Annotated in this window: 14 protein-coding genes; 9 read left to right on the top strand and 5 right to left on the bottom strand. The window is 69.8% G+C overall.

Annotated features, from left to right (window positions below):
• Positions 1 to 16: 16 nt before the first annotated feature.
• Positions 17 to 523, bottom strand: a complete 507-nt coding sequence (locus PH203_RS31135; protein WP_289924125.1) for an ATP-binding protein — start codon at positions 521 to 523, stop codon at positions 17 to 19.
• A 333-nt stretch (positions 524 to 856) separates the two neighbouring features.
• Here PH203_RS31135 and PH203_RS31130 point away from each other — a divergent pair, with 333 nt between their 5' ends.
• From PH203_RS31130 to PH203_RS31100, 7 genes are all read left to right on the top strand, one after another.
• Positions 857 to 1,681 (top strand): helix-turn-helix transcriptional regulator, encoded by an 825-nt coding sequence (locus PH203_RS31130; protein ID WP_289924405.1) that lies wholly within the window; start codon positions 857 to 859, stop codon positions 1,679 to 1,681.
• 153 nt (positions 1,682 to 1,834) lie between these two features.
• Entirely contained in the window at positions 1,835 to 3,295 is a 1,461-nt protein-coding gene (locus tag PH203_RS31125) for an aldehyde dehydrogenase family protein (RefSeq protein WP_289924124.1), read from the top strand.
• Positions 3,296 to 3,519: 224 nt separating this feature from the next.
• The gene (locus tag PH203_RS31120; protein WP_289924122.1) at positions 3,520 to 4,056 is read left to right on the top strand and encodes a DinB family protein; all 537 of its coding nucleotides are present in this window, start codon (positions 3,520 to 3,522) and stop codon (positions 4,054 to 4,056) included.
• An 18-nt stretch (positions 4,057 to 4,074) separates the two neighbouring features.
• Positions 4,075 to 4,716, top strand: coding sequence for a PadR family transcriptional regulator (locus PH203_RS31115; RefSeq protein ID WP_289924121.1), 642 nt, complete (start codon positions 4,075 to 4,077; stop codon positions 4,714 to 4,716).
• Positions 4,717 to 4,791: 75 nt separating this feature from the next.
• Complete coding sequence (locus tag PH203_RS31110; RefSeq protein WP_289924120.1) at positions 4,792 to 5,757, top strand: ATP-binding cassette domain-containing protein; 966 nt, start codon at positions 4,792 to 4,794, stop codon at positions 5,755 to 5,757.
• The gene (locus PH203_RS31105; RefSeq protein ID WP_289924119.1) at positions 5,754 to 6,515 is read left to right on the top strand and encodes an ABC transporter permease; all 762 of its coding nucleotides are present in this window, start codon (positions 5,754 to 5,756) and stop codon (positions 6,513 to 6,515) included. The genes PH203_RS31110 and PH203_RS31105 overlap by 4 nt, the downstream gene beginning before the upstream one ends.
• Before the next feature lie 116 nt (positions 6,516 to 6,631).
• Complete coding sequence (locus PH203_RS31100) at positions 6,632 to 7,819, top strand: sialidase family protein (RefSeq protein WP_289924117.1); 1,188 nt, start codon at positions 6,632 to 6,634, stop codon at positions 7,817 to 7,819.
• 47 nt (positions 7,820 to 7,866) lie between these two features.
• Here PH203_RS31100 and PH203_RS31095 read toward each other — a convergent pair whose 3' ends face one another.
• A complete protein-coding gene (locus tag PH203_RS31095) occupies positions 7,867 to 9,267 on the bottom strand; it encodes a glutamate decarboxylase (RefSeq protein ID WP_289924116.1) in 1,401 nt (466 codons plus the stop codon).
• A 30-nt stretch (positions 9,268 to 9,297) separates the two neighbouring features.
• Positions 9,298 to 10,221: a chloride channel protein gene (locus tag PH203_RS31090; protein ID WP_289924115.1), complete on the bottom strand. Its 924-nt coding sequence runs from the start codon at positions 10,219 to 10,221 to the stop codon at positions 9,298 to 9,300.
• 143 nt (positions 10,222 to 10,364) lie between these two features.
• Between PH203_RS31090 and PH203_RS31085 the strand changes: the two genes are divergently transcribed.
• Positions 10,365 to 11,126, top strand: a complete 762-nt coding sequence (locus PH203_RS31085) for a MerR family transcriptional regulator (RefSeq protein ID WP_289924113.1) — start codon at positions 10,365 to 10,367, stop codon at positions 11,124 to 11,126.
• Positions 11,127 to 11,318: 192 nt separating this feature from the next.
• Positions 11,319 to 12,218: a VTT domain-containing protein gene (locus PH203_RS31080; protein ID WP_289924112.1), complete on the top strand. Its 900-nt coding sequence runs from the start codon at positions 11,319 to 11,321 to the stop codon at positions 12,216 to 12,218.
• Here PH203_RS31080 and PH203_RS31075 read toward each other — a convergent pair.
• Both PH203_RS31075 and PH203_RS31070 read right to left on the bottom strand, forming a co-directional pair.
• Entirely contained in the window at positions 12,215 to 13,888 is a 1,674-nt protein-coding gene (locus PH203_RS31075) for a threonine/serine exporter family protein (RefSeq protein WP_289924110.1), read from the bottom strand. The genes PH203_RS31080 and PH203_RS31075 overlap by 4 nt on opposite strands.
• 110 nt (positions 13,889 to 13,998) lie before the next feature.
• Positions 13,999 to 14,490 carry an inorganic diphosphatase gene (locus tag PH203_RS31070; protein ID WP_194078292.1) on the bottom strand — a complete coding sequence of 164 codons (492 nt, stop codon included), beginning with the start codon at positions 14,488 to 14,490 and terminating at the stop codon, positions 13,999 to 14,001.
• Between the last annotated feature and the right edge of the window lie 2 nt (positions 14,491 to 14,492).

Genomic DNA, 14,492 nt, shown 5'->3' with positions numbered 1-14,492 from the left:
AAAACGCCGCGGTGCCTCACTCGGCGGACTGCTGCAGCTGCAGCCGGAACAGCGCCCAGACGACCTTGCCGTTGAGCGTGCCCGCGAGCGGGTGCCAGCCCCAGCTGTCGGCGAAGGAGTCGACGAGGAACAGGCCCCGGCCGGATTCCGCCGAGAAGTCGTCCGAATCGCGCGCGACCGGGCTGTCATGGCTGGGATCGCGCACCGCGCACACCAGTCGCTCGGTCCACCGCATCAGATGCAGCCGCACGGGCGGAATCTGATCGGGCGCGACCCCGTTGCTGGTCGGCAGTCCGTGCCGCAGGGCGTTGGTGACCAGTTCGGAGACGACCAGGCAGACGTCGTCGAAGCGGTCGCCGATGTCCCACTGGTCCAGCGTGCGACGGGTGAACTGCCGTGCCTCGCGCACCGCTTCGTAGCGGGCGGGCAGGGCGCAGGAGGCGGCGTTGGACACGGCCGAGGGATCCAGTGGCGGAAGGCCCTGCCGTAACGGCTCGAGCATGGTCGATCCATTCGTCCCCATGCGAGGCACTCCCGGAGGTTCGCGGTCGTTGCGATGCAGCGGTTGCGCGGGACCATGGTTTCGGATGAGGAGTGCAGATGCAAGGTGCAGATGCACGTGCACGTGACCGAATTGGACGCTCCCGTACCGCTTGTTGGTCATTTTTTCCGCCAACTTCCTTACCTCTCTTGCCTTCTCCTCCCCTCATGCGGTGTGGAATCTTTGGCTTCTTTCCATCTCTGTAATCGGACGAGTACAGCTCGAAGTGTTTTAGTGGCAGACTTCGGCTCCTGAAGACGGCTGGGGAGGCTGGCGAACGTGAGCGCGGGAGAGCCCGGATCGGTGGTGCGGCGGATGCTGCTCGGCTCGCAACTCAGGCGACTGCGTGAGGCACGAGGAATCACCCGCGAGGCGGCGGGGTACTCGATCCGTGCCTCGGAGTCGAAGATCAGCCGGATGGAGTTGGGCCGGGTGAGCTTCAAGACGAGGGACGTCGAGGACCTCCTGACGCTGTACGGCATCACGGACGAGCAGGAGCGGGCCTCCCTCCTCTCCCTCGCCCGCGAGGCCAACGTGGCGGGCTGGTGGCACAGTTACTCCGACGTCCTGCCGAGCTGGTTCCCCACCTATGTGGGCCTGGAGGGCGCGGCCACCCTGATCCGCGTCTACGAGGTGCAGTTCGTGCACGGCCTGCTGCAGACCGAGGCGTACGCCCGCGCGGTCGTCGAGCGCGGTATGAAGGGCGCGAGCGAGGCCGACATCGAAAAGCGCGTCGCCCTGCGCCTGGAGCGCCAGAAGTACCTCGCCGATGAGGACGGCCCCGAACTCCACATCGTCCTCGACGAAGCGGCCCTGCGCCGGCCATACGGTGACCGCGAGGTCATGCGCGGCCAGCTCCAGCACCTCATCGAGGTCTCCCAGCGGCCCAACGTACGGCTGCAGGTCATGCCGTTCGGCTTCGGCGGCCACTCCGGTGAGTCCGGCGCCTTCACCATCCTCAGCTTCCCCGACGCCGACCTCTTGGACGTCGTCTATCTCGAACAGCTCACCAGCGCCCTGTACCTGGACAAGCGCGAGGACGTGGCCCAGTACGAGAAGGCTCTCAAGGAACTCCAGCAGGACAGTCCGGGGCCGGACGAGAGCCGGGATCTTCTACGAGGTCTCCTCCAGCTCTCCTGATGACGCCGTCGGATCTTCGCGAACTCTCCTAGGGTTTTCCCCAGAACCTCGCTCTGTGTCCCCAACTGGCAGACGGCAGAAGTACGATGACGCGTGATCAGACCGTGACGTCGATCGCGCGTCGCGTGCTTCTGCTAGCGATTTGGGGATCACATGTCGTCGTACTTCACGGATCTGGCCCAGCAGTACATCGACGGTGAGTGGCGCCCGGGCACGGGCTCCTGGGACATCATCGACTTCAACCCGTACGACGGCGAGAAGCTGGCGTCGATCACCATAGCCACGGTCGACGAGATCGACGAGGCCTACCAGGCGGCCGCCCGCGCCCAGATGGAGTGGGCCGCGACCAACCCGTACGCCCGTCGCGCGGTCTTCGAGAAGGCGCTGCGGCTCATCGAGGAGCGCCAGCAGGAGATCACCGAGGTGATCACCGCCGAGATCGGCGGCACCCTCGTCAAGGCCGGCTTCGAACTGCACCTCGCCAAGGAGTTCCTGCGCGAGGCGATCCATCTGTCGCTGCGCCCCGAGGGCCGGATCATCCCGTCGCCGATCGACGGCAAGGAGAACCGCGTCTACCGCGTGCCGGTGGGCGTGGTCGGCGTGATCAGCCCCTTCAACTTCCCGCTCCTCCTCTCGATCAAGTCGGTGGCCCCGGCGCTGGCGCTCGGCAACGGCGTGGTTCTCAAGCCCCACCAGAACACCCCGGTCACCGGCGGCACCCTGGTCGCGAAGATCTTCGAGGACGCGGGCCTGCCCAAGGGCCTCCTCAACGTCGTCGTCACCGACATCGCGGAGGTCGGCGACGCCTTCCTCGAGCACCCCATCCCGAAGGTCATCTCCTTCACCGGCTCCGACAAGGTCGGCCGCCATGTCGCCACCGTCACCGCCTCGCACTTCAAGCGCTCGGTCCTCGAACTCGGCGGCAACAGCGCCATCGTGGTCCTCGACGACGCCGACATCGACTACGCCGTCGACGCCGCGGTCTTCAGCCGGTACGTCCATCAGGGCCAGGTCTGCATGGCCGCGAACCGGGTGCTGGTCGACCGTTCCGTCGCGGACGAGTTCACCGAGAAGTTCGTCGCCAAGGTCAAGTCGCTGAAGGTCGGCGACCCGCGCGACCCGCAGACCGTGATCGGCCCGGTCATCAACTCCTCCCAGGCGGACGCCCTTTCGGCCACCGTCGCGCAGGCGGTCGCCGACGGCGCGACGGCCCTGGTGCGCGGCGAGGCGACGGACAACCTGGTCTCCCCGTCGGTCCTGACCGGCCTCCGGGCCGACTCCCCGCTGCTCCGGCAGGAGGTCTTCGGCCCGGTCGCCTTCCTCATCCCGGTCGACGGCGAGGAGGAGGCGGTCCGCATCGTCAACGACACCCCGTACGGCCTCAGCGGCGCCGTCCACACCGCGGACATCGAGCGCGGCGTCAACTTCGCCAAGCGCATCGACACCGGCATGTTTCACGTCAACGACGGCACCGTCCACGACGAGCCGATCGTGCCCTTCGGCGGCGAGAAGAGCTCCGGCGTCGGCCGCCTCAACGGCGACACGATGCTCGACTCGTTCACCACGCTGAAGTGGATCTCGGTGCAGCACGGGCGGAGCGGGTTCCCGTTCTGACGGGCGCGCACGGAGACGAACACCGGGTCGGCGACCGGGTCCTGCGGGGCCGGGCCGCCGACCTCGTCGTTGCAGGGGGCGGGCCCGGCGGAGCTCTCGGCAGGTTCTCACCGGACACCATCGACGCCCCGTCCGCTTGCGGACAGAACCTGACCGCAAGCCCCCGTAACTTCGTCTGTGTCAGGAGGCCTCCAGGCCCCCGATCCCGACGAAAGGCAGCGGTCATGGTCACTCATGTGCGACCCGAGGCGTACGGCGACGAGCGCGGCGCACTGCTCTCTTTCCTGGCCGAGCAGCGCGGCGGCATCCGCCGGTCGGTGCTCGGGCTGACCGACGAGCAGGCGTCCACCCGGCCCAGCGCGAGCGAGCTGTCCCTCGCCGGCCTGGTCAAGCATGTCGCCGAGACCGAGCAGGGCTGGGTCGCACGGGCCAAGGGCGAGCCGCCGGCGGTGAAGCGGGACGAGTCGAACTGGCACGAGTGTTTCGCCCTCGGCGACGGCGAGACCGTCGCGCAGCAGCTGGCGTACTGGGAGGAGGTCGCCGCCGAGACGGAGGCGTTCATCCGGTCCGTGCCCAGCCTCGACGACACCTTCCCGCTCCCGAACGACCCCTGGTTCCCGCCGGACGAGATGGTCTCCATGCGCTGGCTGGTCCTGCACCTGATCCGCGAGACCGCCCGGCACGCGGGCCACGCCGACATCATCCGCGAGTCGCTCGACGGCAGGACCGCCTTCGAGCTGGTGGGACTGGCCGAGAGCTGAGGCCATAACCTGGACCGCATGTCAACCATCCGTCTCCTGGTGCTGGGCGCGGTGCGCCAGCACGGGCGGGCCCACGGCTACCAGGTGCGCAACGACCTCGAGTACTGGGGCGCGCACGAGTGGTCCAACGCCAAGCCCGGCTCGATCTACCACGCCCTGAAGCAGATGGCGAAGCAAGGCCTGCTGATCGCGCACGAGGTCGCGCCCTCCACGGCCGGCGGGCCGCCGCGCACGGAGTACGAGATCACCGAGGCCGGTGTCGAGGAGTGCTTCCGGCTGGTGCGCGAGGCGCTGGTCTCCTACGACCAGAAGATGGACATGAAGTCCGCGGCCATCGGCTTCATGGTCGAACTGCCGCGGGCCGAGGCGGTGGCGCTGCTGAAGGAGCGGATCCGGGGGATCGAGCGGTGGCGCTCCGCCGTCACCGAGCACTACGTGCCCGAGGACGGCCCGGAGCAGCTCGGTCACATCGGCGAGATCATGAACCTCTGGATCCACACGGCCGACGCGGAGGCCGAGTGGACCGAGGGGCTGATCGCCCGTATCGAGGGCGGTGCCTACACCTTCGCGGGGGAGGGCGAGCCGTTCGTCGGCGTCCTCACCGAAGGCCAGGAGAACCCGTACGCGACGGGGGAGCGGCATCCGGAGGACGCCCACTAATCAAGTTTGACCAATCGGGCTCGGGGTATTAGCTTCGAGCTGGTAGTCAAGTTTGACTAGCGAAGGGGGTTCTCAGTGGCGGACACGGCGATCACCGTCGAAGGGGCACGCAAGAGGTACGGCGGCAAGGCGGGAAGGAACGCACTGGACGGCCTCGACCTCCTGGTCGGACGCGGCACGGTGCACGCCGTGCTCGGGCCCAACGGGGCGGGCAAGACGACCCTGGTCCGGATCCTGTCCACCCTGCTGCGACCCGACGCGGGCCGTGTCGAGGTGGCGGGCCACGACGTCGTACGGCAGGCCCACGACGTCCGCTTCCGCATCGGTCTGCTCGGCCAGCACGCGGCGCTCGACGAGGAGTTGGGCGGCCGGCAGAACCTGGAGATGTTCGGCCGCCTCTACCACCTGGGTGCACGCAGGGCACGCGCGCGTGCGGACGAACTCCTCGCCCGCTTCGACCTGGCCGACACCGGCCGCAAACCGGTCCGCGCCTACAGCGGAGGCATGCGCCGCCGCCTGGACCTGGCGGCCTCCCTCATCACCGACCCGGAGGTGCTCTTCCTCGACGAACCCACCACCGGCCTCGATCCGCGCGGTCGCACCGAGGTGTGGTCCGCGGTCCGCTCCCTGGTCGGCGGCGGTACGACCGTGCTGCTGACCACGCAGTACCTGGAGGAGGCCGACCAGCTCGCCGACCGCATCTCCGTCGTGGACGCCGGCCGGGTGATCGCCGACGGCACGGCCGACGAACTGAAGGCCCTGACCGGCGGCGACCGCATCGACGTCGTCCTGCGCGACGCGGGCCAACTGGGCGCGGCGGTCGCCCTGTTGCCGGTCGGCCGGGCAGGCGTCTCGGTCGACACCGACCGCCGGCTGCTCAGCGCCCCGGTCACCGACCGGATGGCGGCGCTCTCCGGCGTCGTACGGGCGCTGGAGGAGGCCGGGATCGCGGCGGAGGACGTGGCGCTGCGGCGGCCGACGCTGGACGAGGTGTTCCTGCACCTCACGGACGGGAACCGACGAGCGAAGGAGGCCGCGTGAGTACGTACGCGCTGACCGATTCCTGGACCATGACCCGGCGTGAACTCGCCCACTGGGCGCGGCAGCCGGTGCAGGTGGTGGTCAACCTGGTCTTTCCCGTGATGCTCCTGCTGATGTTCGCGTACCTGGTCGGCGGCGGCCGGGGCGTCTCCGGCGACTACGTCGACTACCTGGTCCCCGGCATGCTCGCGCTCACCATGGCCTTCGGCCTGGAGGGCACGATGCTCGCCGTCACCCAGGACCTGAACAAGGGTGTCATCGACCGGTTCCGCTCGATGCCCATGGCCAACGGGGCGGTGCTGGTGGGCCGTTCGGCGGCCGACATGCTCCAGTCGGCGCTGGCCCTCGCCGTGATGACCGGCGTCGCCTGTGCGCTCGGCTGGCGGGCGCACGGCGGAGCGTCCGGCTTCCTCGGCGCCTTCGGCCTCCTGCTGCTGTTCCGCTTCGCCATGCTCTGGATCGGCATCCATCTGGCGATGGTCGCCGGGAAACCGGAGATGGTGCAGGCCGTCCAGATCCTGGTCTGGCCGGTGGGCTTCCTGTCCAACGCCTTCGCGACCCCGCAGTCCATGCCGGGCTGGCTGGGCACGGTCGTCGAGTGGAACCCGATGTCCCAGACCGCCACGGCGGTACGGGACCTGCTCGGCGGTCCGGGCGGCGAGGCCGGACATGTGTGGGCGGCGGTGGCGTGGCCGGTGGGACTGGTCGCGGTGTTCTTCCCGCTCGCCGTGCGGAGGTTCGGGGCGTTGAGCAAGTAGCCCGGGCGGTCGGTGAGCCGTCGGGAAAGTCGTCGTGGCCAAGTGGGAACCCCGGCGCGGCGAGCGGTGTACCAGAAATGTCGGCGCATCGCGGACCGGGTGGAGCGGGGGTTGTCATGGGGTGGGTCAAGGAGAGGGTGGCGGTCGTGGTGGCCGTCGTGATGGGGCTGCTGGCCGTGTCGGCCTCGGTGGCGGGGTGCGCCGGCGCGGAGCAGGGCAGGAGCCGGGGCGCGGGTGAGCGGGCCGTCGCTTCGGCGGAGGTCGGCCCTCCCCGCATCCCGTCGGCGACCGGTCTGCCGGGGCACGCGGTCGGGGTCGGCTTCGCCGCGGACGGCAGCGGGTTCGCGTTGCTCGCGGACTGCAGCAAGACGCGCTGTGTGCAGCGGGTCGCCGTGCTCGACAAGGGCGCGGCCGCCTGGCGGCTGGGGACCTCACCGCTTCCAGATGTGACAGGGGACCTCGGGATCACCGCGGGCCTGGTGGCGCTCGGGCCCGGACGCGCGCTGATCACCGAGGGCGAATGGCCGCCGCCGGGTCGCACTTGGTTCACCGGAGACGGGGGCGCCAGTTGGCGGCAGTCGACCGACAGGGCCCGGGGCACCACACCGACGGTGCCCGAGGGGGGTGCCCTGGTCCAGGACTGCACCACGTCGGACGAGGACGGCGACGACTGCGCCCGCACCCGCCTGCTCGCAGTGCTGCCCGACACGGGGGAGTACCGGGTGCTGGCCAACCAGCCCCCGCTGAAGGGCGTCGTCACCCCGGCGGGCCGGATCGGCGCACGGCTCTACGCCGCCGGCCTCGACCCGAGCTCCGGCCACCCCGCACTCGCGGTGAGCGAGGACGGGGGCGGCAGCTGGCGGAAGTCCGAGCTGCCCGGCGGACCGAAGGGCTGGAACATGAGCGTGGTCTCCGACGGCTCAGCGCTCTACGCCGCCCACCGCGGCCAGCTGCTCGACGAGGACGACGTGAAGAACGGCCTGCTCGCCATCCACCGCAGCACCGACGGCGGCCACACCTGGGAGCAGGTCTGGAAACACCGCAAGGGCGTCGAACCCCGCTCGATCCTCGGCGCCCCGATCGCCGCCACCGACGGCAGCCTCACCATCCACGGCGAGGACGGCGTCTGGCGCAGCACCGACAGCGGCCGCTCCTTGACCCGCCTCGGCGGCCGGGGACCGCAGGGCTGGGTGACCACGACCCCGCTCGGCTATCTGTGGGGCGACAGCTTCGGCGCCGGGAGGTACCGCATATCCGCCGACGGGGTCCGCTGGACCACCTTCGACCTGGGCGCCGACAGCTGACGGACCCGGACCGGCCAGCGCCTTCGGCAGCGGGACCCGAGACAGGTTCAGTGGTGGAACCCCGTCGCCGCCTCCTTGTCCCGGGTCAGCGGATGCGGCTGGCGGCGCAGCTCCGGCAGCAGCCGGCGCAGATCCTCCACGAACAGCTCGGCGAGATCCGCCGAGAACCCGTTGCGGCACACCACCCGCAGCACGGAGAGATCCTCCCGGTTCGGCGGGAAGGTGTACGCGGGCACCAGCCAGCCGCTCTCCCGCAGTCGCCGCGACACATCGAAGACGTCGTACGCCGTCACGTCATGGGCGGTGGTGAAGGCGAACACCGGCAGCTGGTCGCCCCGGGTCAGCAGCCGGAAGTCGCCGAGCGCCTCCACCCGTTCGGCAAGGCGCAGGGCGACGTCCCGGGTGCACTGCTGCACGGCCCGGTAGCCCTCGCGGCCCAGCCGGAGGAAGGTGTAGTACTGCGCGACGACCTGGGCGCCGGGCCGGGAGAAGTTGAGGGCGAAGGTCGGCATGTCGCCGCCCAGGTAGTTGACGCGAAAGACGAGTTCCTCGGGCAGGGCCTCGTGGTCGCGCCACAGCGCCCAGCCGACGCCCGGGTAGACCAGACCGTACTTGTGCCCGGAGGTGTTGATGGAGGCGACCCTCGGCAGCCGGAAGTCCCAGGCCAGGTCCTCGTCCAGGAAGGGGGCGACCATGGCGCCGGACGCGCCGTCGACATGCACGGGGATGTCGAAGCCGGTGCGCTCCTGGAGTTCGTCGAGGGCGGCGCAGAGTTCGGCGATCGGTTCGTAGGAGCCGTCGAAGGTGGAGCCGAGGATGCCGACGACCCCGATGGTGTTCTCGTCGCAGAGCGCTGCGGCGGCTTGCGGGTCGAGATGGAAGCGGTCGCCCTCCATGGGGACGAGACGGGGCTCGACCTCCCAGAAGTTGCAGAACTTGTCCCAGCAGACCTGGACGTTGATCCCCATGACGAGATTGGGGCGGGCCCCCGCAGTCCGGTTCCGCTTGCTCCAGCGCCGCTTGAGCGCCATCCCGGCGAGCATGCAGGCCTCGCTGGAGCCGGTGGTCGAACAGCCCACGGCGGCCGAGGAGTCGGGGGCGTTCCACAGGTCGGCGAGCATCGCCACACAGCGCCGCTCCAGTTCGGCGGTGCGCGGGTACTCGTCCTTGTCGATCATGTTCTTGTCCCGGCACTCGCCCATCAGGATCCCGGCCTGCGGCTCCATCCAGGTGGTGACGAAGGTGGCGAGGTTGAGCCGGGAATTGCCGTCCAGCATCAACTCGTCGTGGACCAGCTGGTACGCCGTGGAGGGCGGCAGCGGAGCGTCGGGGAGCCGGTGCTTGGGCGGTGCCTCGATCATGCCGGCGACCGGATTCGCCTCCCCGAAGAAGGGGTTGACGGACAGCGGGCGTTCGTCGGGCTTGTCGGGACCTTTGTGGAGCGGCATGAGAGTTCTCCTGAGTCTCCTGAGGCGGGGTCAGCGGACCGCGGTGCCGTCTTCGCGCAGTTGCATCTGGGGGCGGCCGGTCACGAGCAGCCAGGCGGGCAGCGAGGCGATGCACAGCAGGGCGAGGATCGCCGGCGAGGAGACCAGTACGGCGGCGGTGAACAGGCTCACCCAGCCCTGCCGGGTGATGGCGAGAAGCATGCCCAGCACCCCGGCGGCGACACCGAGCGCGGGATGCACGGCGGGCACCAGCGCATGGGCGCACAGCCCGAAGGCGGCGCCGACGAACACGGCCGGGAAGATCCGCCCGCCCCGGAAGCCGCAGGACGCGGCGACCAGCAGCGCGGCCAGCTTCACCACCGTCATCGTCGCGAACTCCCCGGCCGACCAGCCGTCGGGGTCGGCCGCGATCTCCCCGACCTCGTCCAGCCCCTTGAAGAGGGTGAGGTGACCGCCCAGCGCGCCCAGCAGTCCGAGGACGAGCCCGCCGACGGGCAGCGCGAGCATCGGATGCCGCAGCCGGGAGAAGCCGCCGTGGACGTAGGGGAAGGCCCGGACGGCACCCATGCCGAGCAGCGCGGCGGCGGAGGCGATCACGAAGGCCGCCAGCAGCAGGCCGGGCAGCACGGCGGGCGGCAGCACGGGTGCGTCCAGGCCGGTGGTGGCGGGGTCGGGCCCGGCGTGTCCCGGCACCTTCCAGACCACCAGACCGACCGCGGCCCCGGTGGCGGTGAGCATGACGATGATCCAGAGGGCGGAGTACCGGCCGACCCCCAGGGCATCGGGCAGGTTTTGCCACAGCACGTCCTGCAGGGCCTCGGCCGCCGCGCTCACCCCGAGAAAGAGCAGGCTCGCGCCCACACCCACGGCCAGAGCGGGGAGGACCAACGGCAGCAGCGCCCGGGCCGGGGTCGCCGGGGCGGCGGGCGCCTGCTGCACGGAGTCCTGGGCCACGGGCTCACGATAAACGGACAAAACGGGCGCTACATCCGGAGGATCCCGGGACTCGGGGAAACGGGGAAACCGGGAAACGGGCTTGCACCTCACGTCGCGTGAGGACGCACCGTGGAGCGCGTACCGAGAAGGGAGCGGACGAAGTGAGCTACTCCGTGGGACAGGTCGCCGGTTTCGCCGGGGTGACGGTGCGCACACTGCACCACTACGACGACATCGGCCTGCTCGTACCAGGCGAGCGCAGCCATGCGGGCCACCGGCGCTACACCGACGCCGACCTCGACCGGCTGCAGCAGATCCTGTTCTACCGGGAGCTCGGCTTCCCGCTCGACGAGGTAGCCGCCCTCCTCGACGATCCGGTCACGGACCCGCGCGCCCACCTGCGCCGCCAGCACGAACTGCTGACCGCCCGGATCGAGAAACTGCAGAAGATGGCGGCGGCCGTGGAGCAGGCCATGGAGGCACGCAAGATGGGCATCGATCTCACCCCCGAGGAGCGGTTCGAGGTCTTCGGCGACAAGGACCCGGAGCAGTACGCCGAGGAGGCGGAACAGCGCTGGGGCGGCACGGAGGCGTACGCCGAGTCGCAGCGCCGCGCGGCGACGTACACCAAGGAGGACTGGAAGCGCATCCAGGCCGAGGTCGACGACTGGGGCGAGCGGTACGCGGCGCTCGTCGCGGCCGGCGAGGAGCCGTCCGGCGAGGCGGCCATGGACCTCGCCGAGGAGCACCGGCAGCACATCGGCAGGTACTACTTCGAGGTGTCCTACGAGATGCACCTGTCCTTCGGCGAGATGTATGTCTCCGACGAGCGCTTCAAGGTGTTCTACGACTCCATGCGCGAGGGTCTGGCCGAGCACCTGAGGGATGCCATCAGGGCGAACGCGGCCCGGCACGCCGCCTGACCGTCCCGTACGCGCACAACCCGGTGCTGTCCGAGGGGGCCGTCAGCACCGGGTTGCGGGTGGCTCACAGCGTTCTCCCCGGGACCGCACAGGGCATCCTGGGAGACTCATGGAACCTGGGTCCCGGCCGCTGCGTTGATACTTTTGGGCAGCCAGTCCCAGCCCGACCCCCACACCAGGAGCCACAGACCCGTGACCACGCTCGCGCTCGCCCCCGAGTGGCTCAGTCCCGACTATCTGATCGAGACGTTCAGCCTTCCCGGAATCCTGCTGATCGTCTTCGCCGAGTCCGGTCTGTTCGCGTTCCTGCCCGGCGACTCACTGCTGTTCACGGCGGGTCTCTTCGTGGCCCAGGGCGAGTACATCACCCAGCCCCTGTGGCTGGTCTGCCTCCTGATCGTGCTGGCCGCCGTCATCGGCGACCAAGTCGGTTACATGATCGGCAAGTTCTTCGGCCCCAAGATCTTCAACCGGCCCAACTCCAAGCTCTTCAAGCAGGAGAACCTGGACAAGGCCCATGAGTTCATGGAGAAGTACGGTCCCAAGGCGATCGTCCTGGCCCGCTTCGTGCCGATCGTCCGCACCTTCGCCCCCATCGTGGCGGGCGCCGGCCGGATGAAGTACCGCACCTTCCTGACGTACAACATCATCGGTGGCGTCGCCTGGGGCACCGGCGTCACCCTCGCGGGTTACTGGCTCGGCCAGATCGACATCATCCACAAGAACGTCGAGGCGATCCTCGTCCTCATCGTCTTCGTCTCGGTCGTCCCGATCATCATCGAGTACCTGCGAGAGCGCTCCAAGAAGAAGAAGGCGGCGGCGCAGACCCCGGCGGCCCCCCAGCCCCACCAGCAGCACCAGGTCATGGACGACGCGACGACCCAGCTCCGCCGCATCCCGTCCCACGACCAGCCCCAGCAGCCGTACGGCAACCAGAACAACGGGGGGCAGGGGCAGCAGCAGTACGGCTACGACCAGTACTACGCACCGCAGGGCCAGCAGTACCCGCAGGGGTACGGGCAGCAGAACCAGCAGCAGTACCCGTACAGCCAGAACCAGGGCAACAACCAGGGCCAGAACCAGGGTTACTAGAAGCCGCGCGTCCGCTTCGCCGCCCTGCGCCCCGCGGCGGACGACCCGCCCGGGACCCGCAGGAACAGCCGGGAGATCTCGGACCCCAGGTTCACCCCGATCGCGATGGCCATGGCCAAGGAGGCGGCCGTGGCCAGGGACACCAGGCCCTTGTCCACATCGTTCTGCGCGATCGCCAGCAGTCCGAAGTACGTGGCGGAACCCGGCAGCAGGGGACCGATCGCCGCGGTCGTGTAGGGCAGCGCGGAGGCGAACCGATACCGCGACATCATCTGCCCGAACAGCCCGACAAGTCCCGCCGCCACCGCCGTGGAGGCAACCGGCGAGATGTCCCCGGCGTAGCGCATCGCGCCGTACACCGACCACGCGACCCCGCCGTTCAGGGTGACCGCCAGCACCGTCGACCGCTCCTGCTGCAGCAGCACCGCGAACGTCAGCGACAGCATCATCGACGCGGCGATCTGCCACAACGGCCGCTCGGGGATGACCACCGCGACCTCGGGATTGAGCTCGGCGCCCACCTGCACCCCGAAGTACAGGACCAGCAGCACACCCGTCACGATCCCGACGAAGAAGTACATGACCTCCAGCAACCGGGCCGACGCGGTGATGTAGAAGCCGGTCAGTCCGTCCTGGACGCCCGCCACCAGCGCCCGCCCGGGCAGCAGTGCGAACAGCCCACCGGTGATGACCGCGGACGCCTTGACGTCCACATGGGCCACGGTCAGCGCGACCCCTATCGCGGCGGGGGGCATCGCGGCGACCGTGAACTGGTAGAACTCCGGCAGCCCGCGCCCCGCGCACAGCCACGCCAGCCGGTCCCCGAGCATCGCCCCCAGCGCGGCCGCGACGAACACGATCGCGTCACCGCCGACCAGCACGGAGGCCGCCCCCGCGAGCAGCCCGCTCGCCGCGGTGAGGACCCAGGTGGGGTACGGATGCCGGTTACGGCGGATCTCGGCGAGCCGCCGGTACGCGTCCTCCAGGGAGATCGACGTCTCGGGGTCGCTGAGGTCGTCCACGAGCTGGAACACGGCCGCGAGCCGCGTGTAGTCGGTGCCGCGCCGCCGTACCGTCCGCGAGGCCGTGACCGGGTCGTCGACGAGCGACGGCTGGTACGAGATCGACAGCAGGGTGAAGGTGACGTTCGGCTCGCAGCGGTCGAGGCCGTAGGAGCGGCAGACCGCGAACATCGCGGCCTCCACGTCCTCCGCGCCCTCCCCGCCCGCGAGCAGCAGCTCACCGATACGCAGGGTCAGGTCGAGCACGCGCGGGACGGCGGGACCCTCGTCCTCGACCTTGTGCACCGGCTCCGGCGCGGGCCGCTCGGCCACCGGCATCCGCAGCATCGTGCGCATCCGGTCCTGCCAGGGCACGTCCTTGGTCAGACTGACCACCGGTATGCCGGTCGCGGGGGTGAACGCCGGGGGCGCCTGCTTGGCGCTGTAGGTGCGTGGCGGGTTGAACGCCGACCCCTCCGAATCGGCGGTCGCCGCCGGCGGCACCTCCAGGCCGTCCGGTACCGAGAACTCGGACGTCGTCTCCGCCTCGCCGGCACCGCCTCTGGGTACGGCGAGCCCTTGCGGGATCGCGAACTCGGACGTGATCTCGGGGTCGTAGGCACTCCTCGCCTCGTCCGACTGCGGCTTGCGGTCCTCCGCCTCCGTCACTCACAGCTCCCGTGTCGCACCTGGCGGTTCGCACCAGTATGCGCACAGACACACAGCGGGCCGCACGCGTGTGCGTGCGGCCCGCTGGAAAACAGAAGTCGTCAGCCTGCTCAGTGGCCGCCGGACTCCTTGAAGCGCTTGTACGAACGCTCGATCTCGACCTCGGCGTCCACACGGCCGACCCAGTTGGCGCCCTCGACGGACTTGCCGGGCTCCAGGTCCTTGTAGACCTCGAAGAAGTGCTGGATCTCCAGGCGGTCGAACTCCGAGACGTGGTGGATGTCACGCAGGTGCTCCACACGCGGGTCCGTCGCCGGGACGCACAGCAGCTTGTCGTCGCCGCCGGCCTCGTCCGTCATCCGGAACATGCCGATCGCACGGCACTTGATGAGGCAGCCCGGGAAGGTCGGCTCGTCAAGAATGACCAGCGCGTCCAGCGGGTCGCCGTCCTCGCCGAGGGTGTTCTCGACGAAGCCGTAGTCGGTCGGGTAGGCGGTCGAGGTGAAGAGTCGACGGTCCAGGCGGATCCGACCGGTCTCGTGGTCCACCTCGTACTTGTTCCGCGAACCCTTCGGAATCTCGATCGTGACGTCGAACTCCACCG

Origin of the sequence: Streptomyces sp. S.PB5 (assembly GCF_030403745.1) — a bacterium.
Classification (GTDB): domain Bacteria; phylum Actinomycetota; class Actinomycetes; order Streptomycetales; family Streptomycetaceae; genus Streptomyces.
This window is presented reverse-complemented; position numbering and strand designations above follow the sequence as displayed.